The sequence below is a fragment of the Methyloceanibacter sp. genome (genome assembly GCF_050728395.1).
In the GTDB taxonomy this organism is placed as follows: domain Bacteria; phylum Pseudomonadota; class Alphaproteobacteria; order Rhizobiales; family Methyloligellaceae; genus Methyloceanibacter.
In genome coordinates this window covers 14,391-35,590 of the sequence record NZ_JBOHJB010000026.1, presented here as the reverse complement: position 1 = coordinate 35,590, position 21,200 = coordinate 14,391, and the positions used below count along the sequence as shown (strand labels likewise).

The 21,200-nt window shown below is 63.8% G+C and carries 27 protein-coding genes; 21 read left to right on the top strand and 6 right to left on the bottom strand.

Annotation, left to right across the window (positions count from 1 at the left end; translation table 11 throughout):
* Positions 1–169: 169 nt before the first annotated feature.
* The 9 genes from ACREC7_RS06765 to ACREC7_RS06725 all read left to right on the top strand — a co-directional run bounded on the left by ACREC7_RS06765 (position 170) and on the right by ACREC7_RS06725 (position 8,801).
* Complete coding sequence (locus tag ACREC7_RS06765; RefSeq protein WP_431554928.1) at positions 170–652, top strand: hypothetical protein; 483 nt, start codon at positions 170–172, stop codon at positions 650–652.
* Positions 653–848: 196 nt separating this feature from the next.
* On the top strand, positions 849–2,531 hold the full coding sequence (locus tag ACREC7_RS06760) for an OFA family MFS transporter (RefSeq protein ID WP_431554927.1): 1,683 nt from the start codon (positions 849–851) through the stop codon (positions 2,529–2,531).
* 236 nt (positions 2,532–2,767) lie between these two features.
* Positions 2,768–2,857 (top strand): pyrroloquinoline quinone precursor peptide PqqA, encoded by a 90-nt coding sequence (gene pqqA / locus ACREC7_RS06755; protein WP_045363338.1) that lies wholly within the window; start codon positions 2,768–2,770, stop codon positions 2,855–2,857.
* A 373-nt stretch (positions 2,858–3,230) separates the two neighbouring features.
* Complete coding sequence (locus ACREC7_RS06750) at positions 3,231–4,283, top strand: MaoC family dehydratase (protein WP_431554926.1); 1,053 nt, start codon at positions 3,231–3,233, stop codon at positions 4,281–4,283.
* Between the two features lie 175 nt (positions 4,284–4,458).
* The gene (locus ACREC7_RS06745) at positions 4,459–4,974 is read left to right on the top strand and encodes a superoxide dismutase family protein (protein ID WP_431554925.1); all 516 of its coding nucleotides are present in this window, start codon (positions 4,459–4,461) and stop codon (positions 4,972–4,974) included.
* Between the two features lie 307 nt (positions 4,975–5,281).
* Positions 5,282–5,689 (top strand): succinate dehydrogenase, cytochrome b556 subunit, encoded by a 408-nt coding sequence (sdhC, locus tag ACREC7_RS06740; protein WP_431554924.1) that lies wholly within the window; start codon positions 5,282–5,284, stop codon positions 5,687–5,689.
* A gap of 2 nt (positions 5,690–5,691) precedes the next feature.
* Positions 5,692–6,066: a succinate dehydrogenase, hydrophobic membrane anchor protein gene (gene sdhD / locus ACREC7_RS06735; protein WP_431554923.1), complete on the top strand. Its 375-nt coding sequence runs from the start codon at positions 5,692–5,694 to the stop codon at positions 6,064–6,066.
* 4 nt (positions 6,067–6,070) lie between these two features.
* On the top strand, positions 6,071–7,903 hold the full coding sequence (sdhA, locus tag ACREC7_RS06730; RefSeq protein WP_431554922.1) for a succinate dehydrogenase flavoprotein subunit: 1,833 nt from the start codon (positions 6,071–6,073) through the stop codon (positions 7,901–7,903).
* A gap of 109 nt (positions 7,904–8,012) precedes the next feature.
* Positions 8,013–8,801 carry a succinate dehydrogenase iron-sulfur subunit gene (locus tag ACREC7_RS06725; RefSeq protein ID WP_431554921.1) on the top strand — a complete coding sequence of 263 codons (789 nt, stop codon included), beginning with the start codon at positions 8,013–8,015 and terminating at the stop codon, positions 8,799–8,801.
* A gap of 33 nt (positions 8,802–8,834) precedes the next feature.
* Here the strand turns inward: ACREC7_RS06725 and ACREC7_RS06720 are convergent, their stop codons facing one another.
* Both ACREC7_RS06720 and ACREC7_RS06715 read right to left on the bottom strand, forming a co-directional pair.
* Positions 8,835–9,347 (bottom strand): hypothetical protein, encoded by a 513-nt coding sequence (locus tag ACREC7_RS06720; RefSeq protein ID WP_431554920.1) that lies wholly within the window; start codon positions 9,345–9,347, stop codon positions 8,835–8,837.
* Positions 9,304–9,789: a Clp protease N-terminal domain-containing protein gene (locus tag ACREC7_RS06715; protein ID WP_431554919.1), complete on the bottom strand. Its 486-nt coding sequence runs from the start codon at positions 9,787–9,789 to the stop codon at positions 9,304–9,306. Before ACREC7_RS06715 ends, ACREC7_RS06720 begins: the two co-directional genes overlap by 44 nt.
* A gap of 126 nt (positions 9,790–9,915) precedes the next feature.
* Between ACREC7_RS06715 and ACREC7_RS06710 the strand changes: the two genes are divergently transcribed.
* On the top strand, positions 9,916–10,302 hold the full coding sequence (locus ACREC7_RS06710) for a VOC family protein (RefSeq protein WP_431554918.1): 387 nt from the start codon (positions 9,916–9,918) through the stop codon (positions 10,300–10,302).
* Positions 10,303–10,312: 10 nt separating this feature from the next.
* Here ACREC7_RS06710 and ACREC7_RS06705 read toward each other — a convergent pair whose 3' ends face one another.
* Both ACREC7_RS06705 and ACREC7_RS06700 read right to left on the bottom strand, forming a co-directional pair.
* Positions 10,313–10,789 carry a hypothetical protein gene (locus ACREC7_RS06705; protein WP_431554917.1) on the bottom strand — a complete coding sequence of 159 codons (477 nt, stop codon included), beginning with the start codon at positions 10,787–10,789 and terminating at the stop codon, positions 10,313–10,315.
* A 170-nt stretch (positions 10,790–10,959) separates the two neighbouring features.
* Positions 10,960–12,342, bottom strand: coding sequence for an Nramp family divalent metal transporter (locus ACREC7_RS06700; protein WP_431554916.1), 1,383 nt, complete (start codon positions 12,340–12,342; stop codon positions 10,960–10,962).
* Between the two features lie 350 nt (positions 12,343–12,692).
* Between ACREC7_RS06700 and ACREC7_RS06695 the strand changes: the two genes are divergently transcribed.
* The gene (locus ACREC7_RS06695; protein ID WP_431554915.1) at positions 12,693–12,989 is read left to right on the top strand and encodes a DUF6894 family protein; all 297 of its coding nucleotides are present in this window, start codon (positions 12,693–12,695) and stop codon (positions 12,987–12,989) included.
* Here the strand turns inward: ACREC7_RS06695 and ACREC7_RS06690 are convergent.
* Positions 12,960–13,133, bottom strand: a complete 174-nt coding sequence (locus tag ACREC7_RS06690) for a hypothetical protein (RefSeq protein ID WP_431554914.1) — start codon at positions 13,131–13,133, stop codon at positions 12,960–12,962. The genes ACREC7_RS06695 and ACREC7_RS06690 overlap by 30 nt on opposite strands.
* A 215-nt stretch (positions 13,134–13,348) precedes the next feature.
* Here ACREC7_RS06690 and ACREC7_RS06685 point away from each other — a divergent pair, with 215 nt between their 5' ends.
* The 3 genes from ACREC7_RS06685 to ACREC7_RS06675 all read left to right on the top strand — a co-directional run bounded on the left by ACREC7_RS06685 (position 13,349) and on the right by ACREC7_RS06675 (position 14,698).
* Positions 13,349–13,609: a DUF6455 family protein gene (locus ACREC7_RS06685; protein ID WP_431554913.1), complete on the top strand. Its 261-nt coding sequence runs from the start codon at positions 13,349–13,351 to the stop codon at positions 13,607–13,609.
* A 98-nt stretch (positions 13,610–13,707) separates the two neighbouring features.
* Positions 13,708–14,058 carry a hypothetical protein gene (locus ACREC7_RS06680; protein ID WP_431554912.1) on the top strand — a complete coding sequence of 117 codons (351 nt, stop codon included), beginning with the start codon at positions 13,708–13,710 and terminating at the stop codon, positions 14,056–14,058.
* Positions 14,059–14,275: 217 nt separating this feature from the next.
* A complete protein-coding gene (locus ACREC7_RS06675) occupies positions 14,276–14,698 on the top strand; it encodes a cupin domain-containing protein (RefSeq protein ID WP_431554911.1) in 423 nt (140 codons plus the stop codon).
* Here the strand turns inward: ACREC7_RS06675 and ACREC7_RS06670 are convergent.
* On the bottom strand, positions 14,695–15,198 hold the full coding sequence (locus ACREC7_RS06670) for a hypothetical protein (RefSeq protein ID WP_431554910.1): 504 nt from the start codon (positions 15,196–15,198) through the stop codon (positions 14,695–14,697). The genes ACREC7_RS06675 and ACREC7_RS06670 overlap by 4 nt on opposite strands.
* A 68-nt stretch (positions 15,199–15,266) precedes the next feature.
* On the opposite strand from ACREC7_RS06670, the gene zapE reads away from it, so the two are divergent.
* The 7 genes from zapE to sucD all read left to right on the top strand — a co-directional run bounded on the left by zapE (position 15,267) and on the right by sucD (position 21,152).
* Entirely contained in the window at positions 15,267–16,403 is a 1,137-nt protein-coding gene (gene zapE / locus ACREC7_RS06665) for a cell division protein ZapE (RefSeq protein WP_431554909.1), read from the top strand.
* A 104-nt stretch (positions 16,404–16,507) separates the two neighbouring features.
* Positions 16,508–17,482 (top strand): malate dehydrogenase, encoded by a 975-nt coding sequence (mdh, locus tag ACREC7_RS06660; RefSeq protein WP_431554908.1) that lies wholly within the window; start codon positions 16,508–16,510, stop codon positions 17,480–17,482.
* 22 nt (positions 17,483–17,504) lie between these two features.
* Positions 17,505–18,674, top strand: coding sequence for an ADP-forming succinate--CoA ligase subunit beta (sucC, locus tag ACREC7_RS06655; protein WP_431554907.1), 1,170 nt, complete (start codon positions 17,505–17,507; stop codon positions 18,672–18,674).
* Positions 18,675–18,753: 79 nt separating this feature from the next.
* Entirely contained in the window at positions 18,754–19,581 is an 828-nt protein-coding gene (locus tag ACREC7_RS06650) for a class I SAM-dependent methyltransferase (RefSeq protein ID WP_431554906.1), read from the top strand.
* Positions 19,582–19,612: 31 nt separating this feature from the next.
* On the top strand, positions 19,613–19,927 hold the full coding sequence (locus ACREC7_RS06645; RefSeq protein WP_431554930.1) for a hypothetical protein: 315 nt from the start codon (positions 19,613–19,615) through the stop codon (positions 19,925–19,927).
* Entirely contained in the window at positions 19,836–20,252 is a 417-nt protein-coding gene (locus tag ACREC7_RS06640; protein WP_431554905.1) for a PIN domain-containing protein, read from the top strand. Before ACREC7_RS06645 ends, ACREC7_RS06640 begins: the two co-directional genes overlap by 92 nt.
* A 21-nt stretch (positions 20,253–20,273) precedes the next feature.
* The gene (gene sucD, locus ACREC7_RS06635; RefSeq protein WP_431554904.1) at positions 20,274–21,152 is read left to right on the top strand and encodes a succinate--CoA ligase subunit alpha; all 879 of its coding nucleotides are present in this window, start codon (positions 20,274–20,276) and stop codon (positions 21,150–21,152) included.
* Positions 21,153–21,200: the final 48 nt, after the last annotated feature.

The window sequence follows — 21,200 nt, the reverse complement described above, 5'->3', positions numbered from 1 at the left end:
GTGCTCTTGCTATCGGGGCGCTCGCCATCGGCAGGCTGGAAATCCGCAAAGCGCGCTTGCGAGAGGTCGAGATCGACAGCCTCACGGTGCGCCATCTCAAGGTCATTGAAGAAACGGCCGGAGAGCCGAACAGCGCGGAGTTCTAGGCTCCGGCGCGAGGGGGGAAGCAATGGAACTCAGGAATGCACGCTTCGTGGTCATCATGCTCGCGGCGCTCTCGCTCGGCGTCGGCATCGGCCATCTTATGCAGCTCCCGGCGCGCATGGGTTGGGATCAGTATCTCTGGGTGGGGTCGACGGTGCAGGGCGGGGCCTACGCTCTGTCGGGCCCGCTCGGCGTGCTCATTCAGCTGACCACCATCATCGCGCTGATCGTGCTCGCGCTGCTGCTGCGCCGCCACGGCGCGGGCGGTTTCGCCTTCACCGTCGCCGCGGCGGCGATGTTCGCCATCGGCCTCCTGATCTGGTGGGTCCTTGTCTATCCGGTGAATGTCGAGCTCGCCAAATGGGTGAATGGGCCGGTGCCCGACAACTGGGCGGAGTGGCGGTCGTTATGGGAATGGGGCCAGGCTGCCAACGGCCTCTCCCAGCTCATGGGCTTTGCCGCGCTCATCGCCTCGGTGCTGGTGGAGAAGGCCAAGCAGCGGAGCTGAGCGGCGCCGGACTCGCAACACCCGCGCTGTCACGCAAGTTTCGCAAATCTGTCCAATCGCGAGGCTCCGGCCTTCTGCTGGTTCTATGCCGAGGCAGAGGCGGGGCTGCCCGCTAGGGCCTTGCGATCATCTGCAAGCCCGTCCAGATTACCGCGACAACGGGGTATGCCGAAGAGCCCCGAGGGAGAGACGCGCTATGGCGAGCACGGGTCAGGCGGCGGTTGCTGACAATCATGTCGGGCTCCTGGACAAGGAGCGGATTATCGCCCCGGCGAATTACAACCGCTGGCTTGTCCCGCCGGCCGCGCTTGCCATCCATCTCTGCATCGGCATGGCCTATGGCTTCAGCGTGTTCTGGAAGCCGCTGCAAGGCGCGCTCTTGGGCGCCGACGGCAAGGCGGTTCCCGAATGCTCGGCCGCCGCGACCACCTTCGGCGAAAAGGCGGCGGGCACGATTCAGGCGCTCTTCACCACGAGCTGCAACTGGAGCCAGTTCGATCTCGGCTGGATGTACACTCTGTTCTTCGTGTTGCTCGGCACCTCTGCCGCCATCTGGGGCGGCTGGCTCGAGCGGGTTGGGCCACGCAGAGCCGGCGTGGTCGCCGCCTTCTGCTGGAGCGGTGGCTTTCTGATTTCGGCACTCGGCGTCTATATCCACCAGCTTTGGCTGATGTGGCTTGGCTCGGGCATCATCGGCGGCTGCGGTCTCGGCCTCGGCTACATCTCTCCGGTCTCGACCCTGATCAAATGGTTCCCTGACCGCCGCGGCATGGCGACCGGCATGGCCATCATGGGCTTCGGCGGCGGTGCCATGATCGGCTCACCCCTCGCCACCATGCTGATGAACCACTACGCCACGCCAACCTCGCCCGGTGTGTGGGAGACCTTCATCACCCTGGGCATCATCTATTTCGTGTTTATGATGGGAGGCGCGTTCGGCTATCGGTTACCGCCGGCAGGGTGGAAGCCACATGACTGGACGCCCCCGGTCAATTCCAACGCCATGATCACCACCGGGAACGTCGACCTCAAGGACGCGCACAAGACCCTCCAATTCTGGCTGATCTGGGCGGTGCTCTGCCTCAACGTCTCGGCCGGCATCGGCATCATTGGCGCCGCCTCGCCCATGCTCCAGGAAACCTTTGGGGGCAGGCTGTTCGGCGATCCTTCTGTGGGCTTTGGACAATTCAGCGACGCGCAAAAGGCACAAGCGGCGCTCGTCGGCGCGGCCTTTGTCGGCCTGTTCTCTCTGTTCAACATCGCCGGGCGCTTCTTCTGGGCGTCGCTGTCGGACAAGATCGGGCGGAAGCTCACCTACTTCACCTTCTTCACGCTCGGCTTCCTCTGCTACGCGGCGGCGCCCACGTTCGCCACGCTCGGAATGCTCGGCGTGTTTGCCGCAGCCTTCTGCCTGATTGCCTCGATGTATGGCGGCGGATTCGCCACCATCCCGGCCTACCTCGCCGACATCTTCGGTACGCAATATGTTGGCGCCATTCACGGGCGTCTGCTCACCGCCTGGTCGACGGCGGGCATCGTCGGCCCGGTGATCGTGAACTACATGCACGACACCCGCAAAGCCGCAGGCGTCCCCTACGACCAGATTTATCACCCGATCTTCTACGTGCTTGCTGGCCTGCTGGTGGCAGGCTTCATTGCCAATCTGCTGATCAGGCCCTTGGACAAGAAGTGGTTCATGAGCGAGGAAGAGGTGGCCGCCCTCCAAGCCAAGCTGAAAAGCAGGGTCGCGGCCGTGACGTCGGCCGTCGGTAGTGGCGGCTTCGACATCAGGGCACTGCTCGCTTGGGCCGCGGTCGGTATCCCGCTCGCCTGGGGCATCTGGATCACCTTGGAGAAGGCTCTGGCGCTCTTTAGATAGGGTAGACCGGCCTTCGCACAGTCCTGAAAAATGTCCCCATAGTGGCCTCTCGGGCAGAAGCTACTATGGCTTGTGGCTCAAGGCAGAGCGCTCCCATAGCTCCGGCGGAAAGATTGCCGAGTCTTCCTGTTCAGAATTTCTTAATGTGGCATTCAGACGGTTTTCATGGACGCGTCATGCGGTACTCATGGCCTCCCCTCATATTCAAGCTCGTAAGTTCACCGAAGGAGACGACCATGAAAGAGTGGCTGAAACCCGAGATCACCGAGTCCGAGGCTGGCATGGAAGTGACGAGCTACCTCCCGGCCGAGCTGGACCGCGCTTAATTCCAAGCGTCGATCTATTAGAGTTTGCTAAGTGACGGCCTCCGCGCAAGCGGGGGCCGTCACTGCTTTCGGCGTCCCTCAACAGGTCTTCTTTCGCGCGTGGTTAGACGCCCAAGCGCGGCGCATCCATCCGATTGTCATGCCCGCGAAGGCGGGCATCCAGTAACCGCAAACCTTAGTTATTTTTGTGAGGGCCTGGGTTACTGGATTGCCCGGTCAAGCCGGGCAATGACAAGGAATTCGGGTGGCCCGCACAAAACAGAGTGCGAACGCGCGAGATGACAGACTTTGCCCGCGACTTTATGGTGCGCCCCCATCATTTGCCTCAAACTTATCGTCTAGGGCCCCTATGAACGACGCGAAGACGCCCCCTATGTCCAAAGAAAGCGCCGGCAATTTCTTCGAGGATTTCAAGCTCGGCCAGGAGATCGTGCACGCCACGCCGCGCACCGTGACGGTCGGCGATGTGAGCCTGTTCACCGCGCTCTACGGCTCGCGCTTCGCCGTGCAGTCGTCCGACGCGTTTGCGCAAGCGATCGGCTACCCGACGGCGCCGATCGACGACATGCTCACCTTCCACATCGTGCTCGGCAAGACGGTGCCGGACATTTCGCGGAACGCCATCGCCAATCTCGGCTACGCCGATATGCGTTTCCTCAAGGCGGTCTATCCCGGGGACACGCTCTCGACCACGACCGAGATCATCGGCCTGAAAGAGAACTCAAACCGCAAGAACGGCACGGTCTATGTGCGCTCAACCGGACGCAATCAGAGGGCTGAGCCTGTGCTCGCCTTCTCGCGCTGGGTGATGGTGAACAAGCGTGACGAGCGCGCGCCCGCGCCTGAACCGCATGTGCCGGAGCTGATCGCCGAGGTCGAGCCGTCGCGGCTCGGCGAGGCGCTGCCGAGCCTGAAGCTTGGCGCCTACGACTATGCGCTCGCCGGGTCGGCCAAGCGCTGGGGCGACTACAAAGTCGGCGACAAGATCGATCATGTCGACGGCCAGACCATTGAGGAGGCGGAGCACCAGCTTGCCACGCGCCTGTTCCAGAACACGGCGCGGGTGCATTTCAACCAGCACATCGAGGCGCAAGGCAGGTTCAAGCGCCGCATCGTCTATGGCGGACACGTCATTTCCATTGCGCGCGCTTTGAGCTTCAACGGGCTCGCCAACGCCTTCCATCTCGCCGCCATCAATGGCGGGCGGCACGTGGCGCCGTCCTTTGCCGGCGACACCATCTATGCCTGGAGCGAGGTCATCGACAAAGCCGAGCTTCCCGGCCGAACCGACATGGGCGCGTTGCGCTTACGCCTGTTTGCGGTGAAGGACCGGAATTGCGCCGACTTCCCCGGGCACAAGGCCGACGGCAGCTACGAGGACGGCGTGGTGCTCGATCTCGATTGCTGGGTGGCGCTGCCGCGGTAGGGGGAAGACCTCACCCTGAGGGGGGCCGTCAGGCCCGTCTCGAAGGGTGACATGCTTCGAGACGCGCCCTTCGGGCGCTCCTCAGCATGAGGGCTTCTAAGTTTCGGCATGCGCCGGTATGACGGAACGCAACTGCTTCTGATGAATTGTCCTGCCCGAATGCCAGGAGGGCTCCATGGACCGCAAATTCGCCGTCGCCGCGCTGCTGGCGATGACGCTCGCCACTGCCTGGCCCGCGCGCGCCGTCGACAAGGCCGAGGCCCTGCTCAAGGACAGAGACGGCAAGGAGGTGGGCAAGGTCGAGCTCACCGATACGCCGACCGGCGTCCTGATGCGGCTCACGCTCGACGGCGTCCCGCCAGGCGACCATGCCTTCCATGTGCACGCGGTCGGCAAATGCGAGCCGCCCGATTTCAAGTCAGCCGGCCCACATTTCAATCCCGACGAGACCAAGCACGGGCTGATGAATGCGGAAGGGCCGCACGCCGGCGATATGCCGAACCTGCACGTGCCCGACAGTGGCAAGCTTACCGTCGAGATGCTGGACGAGATGGTGACGCTCGACGCCGAGCCCGCGCTGCTCGATCAAGACGGCTCGGCACTCGTGATTCACACCGGCGCCGACGACTATCAGACCGATCCTGCCGGCAATGCCGGTGACCGCATCGCCTGCGGCGTGGTCACGGAATAGATCTGCCCTAGTCAGCCGACAGGTCCCCCTCACCCGTCGCGACTCCGGACAGGTCCGGCGTCGCGCCACCCTCTCCCACGGGGGGAGAGGGGTCAAAGGCACCGCCACAGAGTCCCCTCGCCCCTTGTGGGAGAGGGCTTTCCGCCGCGATCTTGCGCCAGCGAAGCTCTGCGCAAGTCGCATGGCGGGAAGGCTGAGGGGTTATTGAGCAGAACAGAAGGCCGCTGCCGGTTTGATTGCCCCCGACGGGGTCGGTGGTCTATGAGTGGACAGAGACCTTCGATTTCCTGGCCGGCAAGGCATCCTCATGGGCAATAGCAATACGCAAGCGCGGCGGCCGCTTTCGCCGCATCTGCAGATTTACCGGCCGATGCTGACCATGATGATGTCGATCGCCCATCGCCTCTCAGGCGTCGGCAACGCCATCGGCTTCATCCTGCTCGCCTGGTGGCTGGTGGCGATCAGCTCGGGACCCGAGGCCTACGCCACGGTCAACGATTTCTTCGGCAGCATCGTCGGCCGCTTCCTGCTGTTCATGTTCAGTTGGGGCCTGATCCATCACATGCTCGGCGGCATCCGCCATCTGATCTGGGATACGGGGCGCGGTCTCGACAAGGTGAGCATCGAGATCTTCGCCTGGGGAACCATCATCGGCTCGACCGTGCTGACCTTGGCCCTGTGGATCGCCGGCTATTGGCTGAGGGGAGGGGCATAACCATGGCCACGCCACTTGCCAAGGCACGCGGGCTCGGCGCCGCCCATCGCGGGACGGAGACCTTCTGGCGTCAAAGGATGACGGCGGTCGCCAACGTGCCTCTCGTCATCTTCCTCATCCTCTCCATCGTCACCCATATCGGCGCCGATTATCAGACAATTCGGGCCTATCTTGCCCGCCCGGTCGTGGCAATCGCCATGCTTGCGCTCGTAATCTCGGCCTCGATCCATATGCGCATCGGGCTGAAAGAGATCATCGAGGACTACGTGCAAGGCGAGGGCGCCAGGGTCGCGGCGATCTTGCTCACGACCTTCTTCGCCGCCGCCGTCGGCCTTGCCTGCACATTCGCGCTCGTGAAGATCAGTCTCGGAAGCTAGCTCAATGCCGCAAGACGCCACGCCAGATCAGGCCCCGAACATCAACGGCCGCGCCTATCCGATCATTGACCACAGCTACGACGTGGTGGTGATCGGTGCCGGCGGGGCGGGCCTTCGCGCCGTGGTCGGCGCGAGCGAAGCGGGCCTGCGCACCGCCTGCATCACCAAGGTGTTCCCCACCCGCTCGCATACCGTGGCGGCGCAAGGCGGCATCGCCGCGGCCCTCGGCAATATGGGCCCCGACGATTGGCGCTGGCACATGTACGACACGGTGAAGGGATCCGATTGGCTCGGCGACCAGGACGCCATCGAATATCTCTGCAAGAGCGCGCCGGAAGCCGTCTACGAGCTCGAGCATTGGGGCGTGCCCTTCTCGCGCACCGACGAGGGCAAGATCCTGCAGCGGGCCTTCGGCGGCATGACCACCGATTTCGGCAAGGGCCAGGCCTTGCGCACCTGCGCCGCCGCCGACCGCACTGGCCACGCCATGCTTCACACCATGTACGGCCAGGCGCTGCGCCATTCGGCCGAGTTCTTCATCGAATATTTCGCTATCGACCTGATCATAGACGATGAGCGGCGCTGCCGCGGCGTGATCGCGCTTTCCATGCAGGACGGCACGCTGCACCGCTTCCGCGCCCATCAGGTGATCCTCGCCACCGGCGGCTACGGCCGCGCCTATTTCTCCTGCACGAGCGCGCATATCTGCACTGGCGACGGCAACGCCATGGTGCTGCGCGCCGGACTTCCGCTCCAGGACATGGAGTTCGTGCAGTTCCATCCGACCGGAGTCTATGGCGCCGGCGTGCTGATCACCGAGGGCGCGCGCGGCGAAGGCGGCTTCCTCACCAACTCGGAAGGCGAGCGCTTCATGGAGCGTTACGCGCCGCATGCCAAGGATCTTGCCTCGCGCGACGTGGTGTCCCGCGCCATCACTATCGAGATCAGGGAAGGTCGCGGCACCGGCCCCGACAAGGACCACATGCATCTGCATTTGAGCCATCTCGACGAGGCTCTGCTCGCCGAGCGGCTGCCTGGCATCACCGAATCGGCGCGCATCTTCGCCGGCGTCGATCTCACCCGCGCGCCGATCCCGGTGCTGCCGACGGTCCATTACAACATGGGCGGCATCCCAACCAATCTGCATGGCGAGGTGGTGTGCCCGCGCGACGGCGACCCCGATGCCATTGTGCCCGGGCTTTTCGCCGTTGGGGAAGCGGCCTGCGCCTCGGTGCACGGGGCGAACCGGCTTGGTTCAAACTCGCTGATCGATCTCGTGGTGTTCGGGCGCGCCGCGGCACAACGTTCGGCCGAGACCATCAAGCGCGACAGCGCCATGCCTGAGCTGCCGAGAGGCGCGGGGGAAGAGGCGATCGCGCGGCTCGACCGCTTCCGCTACGCCAATGGCGGCACGCCGACGGCGGCGCTGCGCCTGAAGATGCAGAAGACCATGCAGACCGACTGCGCCGTGTTCCGCACCGCCGAGGTGATGCAGCAAGGGGTGCGCAAGATCCACGACGTGTGGAAGGAGAGCGACGACATCCACGTCACCGACCGCTCGCTGATCTGGAACACCGACCTGATCGAGACGCTCGAATTCGACAATCTGATCTCGCAGGCCGCGGTGACCGTGGCCGGAGCTTTGGCGCGGCAGGAGAGCCGCGGGGCGCACGCGCGGGAGGACTTCCCCAAGCGCGACGACCTCAACTGGATGAAGCACACGCTGTCCTGGGCGGACTATGGAACGCGCCGCCTGCGCCTCGACTATCGGCCGGTGCACACCTACACGCTCTCCAACGAGATCGCCTATATCGAGCCGAAAGAGCGGGTGTATTGATGACAACCCTCATCCTGAGGAGCGGCCGCCAGGCCGCGTCTCGAAGGACCGGGCCACATGCTTCGAGACGGCGCTTGCGCGCCTCCTCAGCATGAGGAGATAGAAGAGCATGGTTCAATTCACGCTGCCGAAGAACTCCAAGGTCCAGCCCGGCAAGGCCTGGAACCCGCCGCCAGAGGGCGCGGAGGCTGGGCGCTGGCGCGAATACCGCGTTTACCGCTTCGATCCAGACAAGGCTGAGAACCCGCGCCTCGACACCTATTGGGTTGACATGAAGGAGTGCGGGCCGATGGTCCTCGACGCGCTCATCTGGATCAAGAACAACGTCGACCCGACCCTCACCTTCCGCCGCTCCTGCCGCGAAGGGGTGTGCGGCTCGTGCTCGATGAATATCGGCGGCACCAACACGCTCGCCTGCACGCTTCACGCCGACGACGCACCCGAGCGCATCTCGATCTATCCCTTGCCGCACCTTCCGGTGATCAAGGACCTCGTCCCCGACATGACCCATTTCTACGCCCAGCACCGCTCGATCGAGCCTTGGCTCAAGACCGACACGCCGACACCGCAGAAGGAATGGCGGCAGAGCCGGGAGGACCGCGCCAAGCTCGACGGGCTTTATGAGTGCATCCTGTGCGCCTGCTGCTCCACCGCCTGCCCGTCTTATTGGTGGAACGGCGAGCGCTATCTTGGCCCCGCCGTTCTGCTGCAGGCTGACCGCTGGGTCGAGGACAGCCGCGATGAGCGGACCGGCGAGCGGCTCGACGAGCTCGAAGATCCCTTCAGGCTCTATCGCTGCCACACCATCCTCAACTGCACCAAGGCCTGCCCAAAGGGACTGAACCCTGCTGCGGCCATCGCCTCGCTGAAGCGGCAGATGGTGGAGCGCGGCGAGTAGGTTCTCGCCGCGCGAGAGTCCCAAACAACGGGCTCAGAGGACAAGCCAGCTCCAGTAGCCTGACCTCTGCTTCGGGGCTGGCACGGGCGGGACGTATGGCTCTCGCTCTGGCTCAACCTCGACGGGCTTTGGCGGCGTCAGCTCAGCGAGTTTCGCGTCCAGCCTCTCGCCAAATTCCCTCAGCATCCCACCGAGCTGGATGTCGGCCGCTTCCCGCACCTGTCGCCGAATCTGATCCATCAATTCGACTTGCCGCTGCTCGGCCACCGCGGATTGCCTGGAGTTTAGGTCCTCCAACATCGACTGAACGGATTGGTAGCGACGCGTCACCTCCTGAACCTCCGCCTCAATGCGCATCATGGCGTTGGCTACGCGGGGCACGAGGCCTTGCTCGATCCGTTCCATCAAGGCAACGGCCTTGGAACCATCACCAGACCCATAGGTCAGCCGGCCGTCGGCTTTCGGAAAGGCATTGATCAAGTCGCTGATGGCGACCAGCTGGTCACGTTCCGACGCGGCTTCCCGGGCCGTTTTTCGAATGTCCACGAGGTCCGATGTTTGCGAGGGCGAGCGACTCGCCAGTGGCGAAACGGCCGTGCATCCTTCCGAGCCGCTGCATGGCAGCTTCCCGCAGTTGAGTGATGTCGCCGACGCGCTCGAGCAGCCGGCGCGCGCTTGGATCCATGGTCAGCGCGAGCATGAGATGGTCGGAGCTCAAGCTCATGTGATTCAGGCTTCTGGCGATCTTCAGGGCTCGGTTGAAGCAATCGGACGCCGACGCTTCGAAGCCGGGCACCGCCTCGTCATAGTCGAAGTCCAAGGCGACTTCTTCGGCGGCGTCAGCGGCCTCCGCATGACCGTGAGGCTGCGCGTCGGCGAATGGCGGCGAACCTGCGTTGCCGCTCTGCGCCGGTGGTTCGCTTCTCGTCCCTGCATATGCATCGCCGCCAAAGCCGGACATACCTTGATTACCCATTTCGGTGGTCATGTTACCCCTCCCACTGCACCCGCTATGATTGTGATATAGATATGACGCAACTATAGGAGGTAGATAGATTTGCATCAATCCCATTAACTGTTGGATAACCATGGGAGATAGGGGGAGCCGGAACCAATGATCGATCATATCGGCCTGCATGTGCGCGACGTCGCCAGCGCCACCGAGTTCTATCTGAAGGCGCTCAGCCCCCTCGGCTACGGCGTCGTCATGCAGGTGTCGGCTGAGGAGACCGGCCATGGCGCGGCGGTCGGCTTCGGCGCCGGCCAGACGCCCTCGTTCTGGATCGGCGAGGGGGCGCGGCCGAGCGGGCCGATGCACGTCGCCTTCGTGGCGCCATCCCGCGCCGCGGTCGACGCCTTCTACGCTGCGGCGATGAAGTCCGGCGGCAAGGACAGTGGCCCGCCCGGGCTCAGGCCCGAATACCACGCCAATTATTACGGGGCCTTCGTGTTCGATCCCGACGGCAATAACGCCGAGGCGGTGTGTCATCTGCCGGAGTAGCGCTTGAGGATCAGTGACCGCCGCAATTCGGCAGAGAGAAGCTGCAGGGCTTCGGCTGCTCGACCGGCACCTTCTCTCCGGTCTTGGGATCCTTCTTCGTCTCGTAGGGACCGACGGCGAGGCGGGGCGCGAAGGTGACGCGCGATAGGCGCCCTCCCTCGAAGATGAGGCTCGCGTTGCACTCATAGTCCTTGTCGGACTTCTTCGACCCGAACGGATTTGCCTTGGCGTCGTCTTTCTTCTTCGGCGCCGCCGTGGGCACAGGCCCGGCGCCGTTGTAGTGGTAGACGAGCGTCTCGCCGGTATTGGTGTTGTAGCGGCCTGCCGGGGTGCCGGCGCAGGCGATGATCTGCTCCTTGGTCATCCCGACATAGGGCTTGGCCGGATCGGCGAGAAAGGTGCGCTCGAAGGTCTGCACGGGCGCCTGGCAACCGGCGAGGCCGAGGCCCGCGGCAAAAATCGTAAGTAATGCCTGAGCTGCGCGCATTGCGTCCCGCTTTCCCCCCACCCGTCGATTGGGCGCAGATTGCGCGCAAATCGTGGCAATTCGATCCCCTCCACCTTCCACGCCGTTTCGGTAGGCAAGCTCAGTGGCCAGCGGAATGGATTGCCAGGTCAAGCTAGGCATGACGGGTGAGAGACGGGGGAGGGATAAAATTACAGCGCGGCGGCGAAATCCCAGAGCAGCTTGACGTTCAAGCTGATCACGATGATCGCCGTGACCGCGGCGAGCGCGGTTAGCCAGCGGGGCGCGATCAGCGCCCCCATCTTGCCCTTGTCGGAGGTGAACATGACCAGCGGCACGATGGCGAAGGGAAGCTGCAGGCTCAGGATCACCTGGGAGAGGATCAGGAGCTGCGCGGTGCCCTCTGACCCATACCAGATGGTGACGATGGCCGCCGGGATGATGGCGATGGCGCGGGTGACGAGCCGCCTGAGATAAGGCGGGAGCCGAATGTCGAGGAAGCCCTCCATCACGATCTGACCCGACAGCGTCGCCGTCACCGTGGAGTTCAGGCCGCAGCACAGCAGCGCGATGGCGAACAGCGTCGGCGCAAAGGCCGAGCCGAGCAGCGGCGAGAGGAAGGAATGCACCTCCTCGAGCTCGGCCACATTGGTCTGCCCGGTCTGATGGAAGGTCGAGGCGGCAAGAATCAGGATCGAGGCGTTGATGGTCAGCGCGAACATCAGCGCGATGGTCGAATCGATGGTGGCGAGCTTGATCGCCTCGCGCCTCTCCGGCACCGAGCGCCCATAGGCCCGCGTCTGCACGACGCCGGAATGCAAATAGAGGTTATGCGGCATCACCGTCGCGCCGATAATGCCGAGCGCGAGATAGAGCATAGCCGGGTTCTTGACGATCTCGACCGTCGGCGCGAAGCCGCGGATTACGTCGCCCCAAACGGGATCGGCCATGGCGATCTGGATGGCGAAGCAGACGGCGATGACCCCGAGCATGGTGACGATGAAGGCCTCGATCCAACGGAAGCCGAGGCGCTGCATCCACAAGATGAGAAAGACGTCGAGCGCGGTGAGGATGACGCCGATCTCAAGCGGGATGCCGAACAGGAGATTGAGGCCGATCGCCGTGCCGATCACCTCGGCGAGGTCGGTGGCGCAGATGGCGAGTTCGGCGAGCGCCCAGAGCGGATAGGACACAAAGCGCGGGAAGGCGTCGCGACAGGCTTGCGCGAGGTCGCGACCTGAGGCGACACCGAGCCGGGCGCAAAGCGCCTGCAGGATGATCGCCATGATGTTGGAGAGGAGAGCGATGAACAGCAGCGCGTAGCCGAACTTCGAGCCGCCGGCGAGCGAGGTCGCCCAGTTGCCGGGGTCCATGTAGCCCACGGCGACGAGATAGCCGGGACCGAGGAAGGCGAGCAGCTTCCGCCACATGGGGCCGGTCGGCCGCGTCTTGATCGAGCCGAACACCTCGGCGAGCGAGGGCGTGGTCTGCTCGCGGCGCCAGCCGTCGAGACGCTGCTCCTCGTGGAGGTCGGCCGCAGCTTGGACGTGAACCGGTTTGACCGGGCTCAGCATGGATTCCCTCGTTTGGGGAGAAGCCTCAGCCTTGGGCTGAAGCCGTCGATTTTGGCGAATCTAACTTACATGCGAATAATTTGCAAGAGCAACTGAGGCGGAGGCCGGCGCGTTTTGCCGCATCTCTAATTTTTTAGTCAAATACGAGAAAGCATGACTCTGATTGGCCGATTTCCGCTAATATTCATTATGAACTCACTCGCCTTGAAATAACTTAATTCAATATCAGCAAGCTTTCTTAACGAAGCGGCAGGAATTTCCTTAATGACTGCGTGAGTTTTATTGCACCGCCGCAATCGAGCCAAGCTCGATGACTATTGCTCCCTTCTACGCGCTCAAGAAGGGGGACCATGCCGCGCTATTATTTTCATCTTAGGTCGCCCTCGCGTCCGGTGCGGGACAAAACCGGCGTCGAGTTGCCGGGGCTCGAGGCCGCCCATTGGCACGCCATGCGTCTCGTCTATCGCCTGCGTGAGCATGCGGCGGAGACCGGCGAAGACTGGGTGATTGCGGTCGCCGACGAAACCGGCGCCGCGCCGCTCGTGGTGCTGCCCGGCGCCGTGCCGATGCTGCGCCAGCCGGCCGCGCTGCCGGAGCAATGGGCAGATCGCGAGCCGCTAGTTCTTGGCGGTGTTATCCGGCCCTGACAGCTTCAGCACCGGAAAGTCCTGAGACGACACCCTGACGCCGAAAGAAGCGGTCATCAGCACCACGCCGGCGCAGACGAGGATGGTCGCACCGGCAGCCAAGGACGCAAAGGCAAGCTCGGCCTGCCCCGAACGGTTACGCATGACAGCGCCTCCCTTATGGTTGGGACGAGCCTGTCACGGCGGTTGCTAACCGCCGGTTGGCGGCCAAGGGGAAATTGCGCCGGTGGTGAATGAAGGGATACTTGCAAGGCCCTCCACTCCCCATTTTGATCCAGATCAAGGACCGCACCTCCTCGCGCTGCTCAAATCATCGACGATGGCCGCGAGCCTGCGGCCGCATGGGAGGGATGGGTTTGATGGCAGATGCTCCGTCTCACTGGCCGCAATTCGCCCGGATGCTGCGCAAGCGGGCGCTGATGGACGAGATGTTAGAGGCGCAAGGCGTCGATCCGCTCGCCGCGGTGCAGACGGGCGAAGCCTTCGTGCGGGCGCGGGCGAAATGCCGCGATTGCGCTGGTGAAGGCGCGTGCCGCGACTGGTTCATCGAAGGCGAGAGCGGGCCGGCTGATTTCTGTCCCAATGAGGAGTTTTTCTCCGCTCTCAAGCGCGAAACGTAATCGCGCGCGACCGCCCGCGCTCACCAATTGGGAACCTTTTTCTGGTCTCCTGACTTCCCCATATCTCTGGAGGGGGAAAGCCCAAGGAGGCTATCCAGATGTTGAGTTCTCTATCCCGTAGCACCGCGATCCTCTCATTGCTCGGCGCGGCGCTCCTCTCGGCTCCCGCCTTCGCCACCGATTTCTCCGAAGGCGCCGATTTCGGCGGCACCTATAGCTATATCGGCCCCGGCGTGGCCTCGCTCCCCGACGTCGATGTCGATGTCGGGCCGCTCGGCGCCGGCGTCTATGTCGAGCCCGGCGTCGCCTTCATGTCGCCGGCCATGGACTATGCCGCTCCGGCTTCGACCTGGACGCCGGTCTATCCGGAAACCCTCGAAGTCGTGGCCCCGGCCGCCGATATCGATGTCGGTCCGGCCGCAACTGGCGCTGAAGTCGGCGTTCCTTAGGCTTCAACCCCAGTTTTGGTGGAGTCTCTCAGTTGTGGCGACAAAGTCGCCGCAGTGGGGGACCCGTCCACGCCTCCATCGCCGGCCGGTGGTTGATTTGACCCCCCTCACCCGGCTCGCCGCTAAAGCGGCGATCCACCCGTCCAGATCCGGTTTCTTTCGCGCGGGAATGGGCTATGCAAGCGCCACTGGCGAAGCTCGCAAAGGAGGCCCAGCCATGATGCCAACAAAGGCCCTCGTCACCGGGCTTGTCGTCGCGGCCGTGGTCGGTGTTGCCCTTCTCATCGAGCGCCAGGCTGAGGCTCCGGGCGAGGTCAAGACCGAGCAGCTTCTCGTCTCCGAGCTTGCCGGCGAGCCGGGCAAGGAAGTGAATATCCAGGTCTACACCTTCCCGCCAGGCGCCTCGGTGCCCTGGCACATTCACCCCGACGCGCACGAGTTCGATTATCAGCTCGACGGCTCGATTTTGCTCCAGACCGACGGGCAGGCGTCAAAGGTGCTGAAGCGCGGCGACGCCGTCTATGTGGCGCCGAATGTCGTGCATCGCGGGGTAAATGTCAGCCGCACGCAGTCGGCGAAGATCTTCGTGGTGCGGGTGAAGCCGAAGGACAAGCCGCTGACCAGCGAAGTGCAGCCCTAAGCCTCGCCCTCTCCCCGCTCTTCCTCCTCCTCCTCATAGAGGCAGACCTGCCACAGCGCGTAGATGCCAATGGCCCAAGCGATCAGCGCCAACGCCCAATTGGCGAGATTGTCCATAATGTCGAGCTTCATGCCGAAATGGTCGGCGGTGAAGGTGCCGAAACCCGCGAACAGCGTGAAGAAGATGGCGAAGGCGAGCATGAAGGAGATGGAGAGCCGCGGCATGAAAAAGCCGATCACGCTGCCGGCCAGTCCCCACACGAAGATCACCGCGGCGTGGATCGGATCGAGGCGGAAGCCCGGCCCGAAACGGGAAGGATCGGTGCCGAAGCCGTAATAGGCGTAGGAGCCGAGCACGATGATCCCCTGGGCGAGAAGAAACAGTGAGAGCCGCGCCGCCCAGACCACGAGGGGAACACCGGAGACCTCGATCGATTCCTCGATCGCTCCCTCCTCGTCTTCAATGTCCTGGGGGTCGTTGCTCTGGCGCTGTGCCGCCATCGTCCACCCTGTTGCACCCTCTTGGCTTCGCGCCGCCGGTTTGCTTTAGAGCATAACCGATCGCGGGCATGCCCGACAGCTGCAAGGGGGACGCATTGCAGGAGGGACCTCTCCAACGCTACCGGCAGATGGTGCAGGCGCGCGAGCTTGCGCCGGACACCGCGCAGGAACTGGCGGCCGAAAAGCTGCAACTGCTCGCCAACCGCCTCGCGCAGTATAGCGAGCCGCGGATCGGCGATTTGCTTCCCTTCGGGCGGCGCCGGTCGGCGCCCGAGGGGCTCTACCTCTATGGCGGGGTTGGCCGCGGCAAGACCATGCTGCTCGATCTCTTCTTCGAGACGGTCCATTACGCGCCGAAGCGGCGCGTCCACTTCCAGGAATTCATGGCGGAAGCGCATGAGGCGATCGAACGGGGCCGCAAAGCCGCCGCTGACCCGATCGCGAGCGCCGCGGCCGAGATCGGGAGCGATGCGGCGCTGCTCTGCTTCGACGAGCTCGAGGTGACCGACATCGCCGACGCCATGATCGTCGGCCGGCTGTTCCACCAGCTCTTCGCCAGCAGTGTGGTGATGGTTGCCACCTCCAACACGGCGCCGCGCGATCTTTATCGCAACGGGCTGAACCGCCAGCTGTTCACGCCCTTCATCAAGCTGATCGAGGAGCGCATGGAGACCCATGAGCTCGAATCGGCAAAGGACTACCGGCTGGAGAAGCTGCAAGGGAGCGACCTTTACCTCACGCCCGCCGATGTGCGCGCCGAAGCCGCCATGGACGCGAGCTTCCGCAAGCTCACGGGGCGCGCGCGGGGCGAGCCGCAGACGCTCCGCCACAAGGGCCGCAGCATCATTGTGCCGCAAGCAGCACTCGGCGTCGCGCGCTTCAGATTCGCCGATCTCTGCCTGGCGCCGCTTGGACCCCTCGACTATCAACACATCGCGCACGCTTTTCACACGCTGATGATCGAGGCGATCCCGGTGCTTGGACCGGAGCAGCGCAACGAAGCCCGCCGTCTGATAACCTTGATCGACGTGCTCTATGACAATGGCGTGGGGCTGATTGCTTCGGCCGCGGCCGAGCCGCATGCGCTCTATGTCGACGGCACCGGCGCCGAAAGCTTCGCCCGCACCGCCTCGCGGCTGATGGAGATGCGCTCGGAGGCCTATCTCGCCCTGCGGCATGGGCGCAGTGCCGGCGAACCACGCTAAAGGAGGGTCCCACGCGCTTGCAGAAGAGCGGAATTGCCAGTAACCAAAGGTGGAAGCGGTGCCTGGCCCCGCTCGTCACAGCGTCAAATTGAGGAGAGGGAACCATGGCACGCAATCGGATTGCACTGATCGGCGCCGGCCAGATCGGCGGCACGCTGGCCCATCTTGCAGGCCTCAGGGACCTCGGCGAAATCGTGCTGTTCGATGTGGTCGACGGCGTGCCGCAGGGCAAGGCGCTCGACCTGTCGCAGGCCGCTCCGGTCGAGAAATACAGCCCGAAAATCAAGGGCGCCAACGAATATGCAGAGATCAAGGACGCCGACGTGGTGATCGTCACCGCAGGCGTGCCGCGCAAGCCCGGCATGAGCCGCGACGATCTCCTGGAAATCAACCTCAAGGTCATGGAGCAGGTCGGCGCGGGCTTGCGCAAATACGCGCCGGAAGCCTTCGTCATCTGCGTCACCAACCCGCTCGACGCCATGGTCTGGGCGCTGCAGAAGACGAGCGGGTTGCCGCGCAACAAGGTGGTCGGCATGGCCGGTATCCTCGATGCGGCGCGGTTCCGCTTCTTCCTTGCCGAAGAGTTCGACGTGAGCCCAGAGGACGTGACCGCGATGGTGCTCGGCGGCCATGGCGACAGCATGGTGCCGCTCATCCGCTATTCGACCGTGGCCGGCATTCCGCTCACCGATCTCGTGCGCATGCGCTGGATCACGCAGAAGCGGCTCGATGAGATCGTGCAGCGCACGCGTGACGGCGGCGCCGAGATCGTGGGCCTGCTGAAATCGGGCTCGGCCTATTACGCGCCGGCGGCCGCAGCGCTCGAAATGGCCGAGTCCTATCTCAACGACAAGAAGCGCGTGCTGCCTTGCGCCGCCTATCTCAACGGCGAGTACCACGTGAAAGGCCTTTATGCCGGCGTGCCGGTGGTGATCAGCGCCAAGGGTGTCGAACGCGTGATCGAGCTCGACCTCAATGCGGCGGAGCGGGACGCCTTCATGAAGTCGGTCGAGACGGTGAAATCGCTGGTCGAGCTCTGCCAGAGGATCGCGCCGAGCCTCGCTGCTCCCGTCGCCTGATTGCAAGCTCGCCGGGGGGACCATGAACATCCACGAGTATCAAGCCAAAGCGCTGCTCAACGACTACGGCGCCCCGGTCGCCGACGGCCATGTGGCCACCACGCCGGAAGAAGCGGTTTCCGCCGCCGGCAAGCTCAAGCCGGGCGCCTGGGTGGTGAAGGCTCAGATCCATGCCGGCGGCAGAGGCAAGGGCGGTGGCATCAAGTTGGTGAAGACCGTTGAGGAGCTGCGCGGACAGGCTGAGCGCCTGCTGGGCAAGCCTCTGGTCACGCCGCAGACTGGGCCAAAGGGACGGCCGGTTGCGCAAGTCTATGTGGTCGAGGACGTCGCCATCGGGCGGGAGCTTTACCTCTCGCTGCTCGTCGACCGCGACTCCGGACGCGTGGCCTTCATCGCCTCGACCGAGGGCGGCGTGAACATCGAGGAGGTCGCGGTCAAGACGCCGGAAAAGGTCACCACGCTTATCGTCGATCCGGCCACGGGTCTCTGGCCGTTCCATACCCGCATCATCGCCTCGGCGCTGAAGCTCGAAGGCGACCAGGCAAAGCAATGCGCGCGGCTCGTGAGCTCGCTCTATCGTCTGTTCCTCGACAAGGACGCGAGCCTGATCGAGATCAACCCTCTGGTGGTGACCAAGGACGGCAAGCTCACCTGCCTCGACGCCAAGATCGGCTTCGACGACAACGCGGTGTTCCGCCACCCCGACATCGAAGCCTTGCGGGATTTCGATCAGGAGGAGCCGGCAGAGGTCGAGGCCTCGCGGCTCGGGCTTTCCTATGTGAAGCTCGACGGCACCATCGGCTGCATGGTCAATGGCGCAGGCCTTGCCATGGCGACCATGGACATCATCAAGCTCAGAGGCGGGGAGCCGGCGAACTTCCTCGATGTCGGCGGCGGCGCCTCCAAGGAGAAGATCGCGGAGGCCTTCAAGATCATTCTCTCCGATCCGCATGTGAAAGGCGTGCTGGTGAACATCTTCGGCGGCATCATGCGCTGCGACGTCATCGCCGAGGGGATCATCGAGGCGGTGCGCGAGGTGAAGATCGTCGTGCCGCTCGTGGTGCGGCTCGAAGGCACCAATGTGGCGCGCGGCAAGACGTTGCTTGAGGAGTCGGGGCTCGCGGTCATTCCCGCCGACGATCTCGACGATGCGGCGCGGAAAATCGTCGCGGCGGTCAAGGACGCGGCGTGAGGATCGGGCGCGACAACGTCTCTTCTCGCAGTGTGGCAGGACGCGGTATGCTGCTTCGTCCTCGTGGGGGCGTAGGGTAATGGCTGCTGCCGTCGAAAATGCGATGAGGGCCTGCCCGCAATGCGGCAGCGAGGCGTTTCGCACGCTGCCCGATTATTCCTCGCCACCCTGGCAGATCGTTGCATGCGCCTCTTGCACCTTCGTCTACTTGCGCAATCCGCCAGAGTACAAGCACCTCGTCAGCGATTTTGCTTGGGAGAAGACTCGCGTGGCGGAAGTCGCGCGGCGCAAATCGAGAAGCCCCATTCGCATGTGGCTCGACGGCATGACGCGCTGGCGGGCCGGCATCTATTCGCCGGGGATCGCTGGCACGCTCAAGCGCCTGTTCACGCCGGGACGCGTGCTCGATGTCGGCTGCGGCTCCGGCAAGAAGGTGCCTGAGCCCTTCATCCCCTTCGGGGTCGAAATTTCCCAAGCCTTGTCGCGCGAAGCTGACGATCATATGCGCGCCCGCGGCGGCCGCGCCATCCATGCTCCGGCCGTGGACGGCGTGAAGGAATTTCCCGACCGCTATTTCAGCGGCATCTTGCTTCGCTCCTTCCTCGAGCATGAGAAGCAGCCGAAGGAGCTGTTAGAGCAGTGCTCGCGCGTGCTCGCGCCGGGCGGCTCCATCTATGTGCGCGTGCCGAATTACGGCAGCCTGAACCGGAAGATGCTGGGGGCCAAATGGTGCGGCTTCCGCTACCCAGACCACGTGAACTACTTCACCACGACGTCGCTTGGCGCCATGGCCGGCGATTGCGGGCTGAAACTGAAATTGCTCAATCCAATCCGTCTTCCCCTCGACGACAACATCAACGCCGTCCTCCGCGGGGCGGACCAACAAAAAGTCCCGAAAGCGGCTTGATAGGCTCCACAGTTACACATAAACTGTGTAAATGAAGAATATCACCCTCGCCATCGATGAAAAGGTCCTGCGGGAGATTCGCCGCTACGCCGCCGGGCACGACACGACGGTGAACGCGCTCGTGCGCGATTATCTCACCGGCCTCGTAAGCCAAGAGGAACGCGCCGCGGAAGCGCGAAGGCGGCTTGTCAAGATGAGCGAGGAGTCTGAAGGGCGATTGGGACCCGACTGGAAGTGGAACCGCGAGGAAATCTATGAAGACAGAATGTTTCCTCGACACCAACGTCCTTCTCTACGCGGCTTTGGGGAGGAAGGGGGAGGAGGCCAAGAGGGCGACAGCAGCTAGCCTGATAGGGCGCTCGGTCTTTGGCATTTCCACGCAGGTCCTACAGGAGTTCTATACCGCCGCGATCAGGCAGCGATCAGGTACTCCGCTCTCACCCGCCACTGCCCGGCGGTGGGTTAGCGATCTCAATACGCAGCCATGCGCAGTCGTAGATGGGGCCTTGATCGAGATCGCCATCGAATTGTCATGGCGCTACCGCATCAACTACTGGGATGGTGCGATCCTTGCAGCGGCTGAGCGTTTGGGGGCCGATGTCGTTTACACCGAGGACCTCAGTCATGGACAGACCTACGGGCCGGTTCGGGTGGTGAATCCGTTTCTCTAAGAGTTTCTTCGAGCAAATCTCATGTCAGTCCTCGTCGACAACACGACCCGCGTCATCTGCCAGGGCTTCACCGGCGCGCAAGGCACGTTCCATTCCGAGCAGGCCATCGCCTATGGCACGAAGATGGTCGGCGGCGTGACACCGGGCAAAGGCGGAACCATGCATATCGGCCTGCCGGTGTTCGACACCGTGCGCGAAGCCGTGGCTGCGACCGGGGCCGACGCCAGCGCCGTCTATGTGCCGCCGGCCTTCGCCGCCGATGCGATGCTGGAGGCCATCGAGGCCGAGGTGCCGCTCGTGGTGTGCATCACCGAGGGCGTGCCGGTGCTCGACATGGTGAAGGTGAAGCGCGCGCTGTGCGGCTCCGCCACGCGGGTCATCGGCCCGAACTGCCCGGGCATCATCACCCCCGATGAGTGCAAGATCGGCATCATGCCGGGGCATATCCACCGTCCGGGCAAGGTGGGCATTGTGTCGCGGTCGGGCACCCTTACCTATGAAGCGGTGGCGCAGACCACCGCCGTCGGCCTCGGCCAGTCGACCTGCATCGGCATCGGCGGCGATCCGGTGCACGGCACGAACTTCATCGATTGCCTCGACTTGTTCCTCGAGGACGACGGCACCGAAGCGATCATCATGATCGGCGAGATCGGCGGCAGCGCCGAGGAAGAAGCCGCGGCGTTCCTCGCCGAGGCCAAGGTCAAAAAGCCGGTGGTGGGCTTTATCGCCGGGGTCAGCGCGCCGCCGGGGCGCCGCATGGGTCATGCGGGGGCGGTGATCTCAGGCGGCAAGGGCGATGCAAAGCACAAAATTGAGGCAATGCGTGCTGCGGGAATTGTCATGGCCGACTCCCCAGGCGCCCTTGGAACTACGCTCGCCCGCGTATTACATGGGAGTTAAGCCGGGCGGCCCAAGACTTGCCTTTTTTGCCCGGCAGGCCGGTTGCGG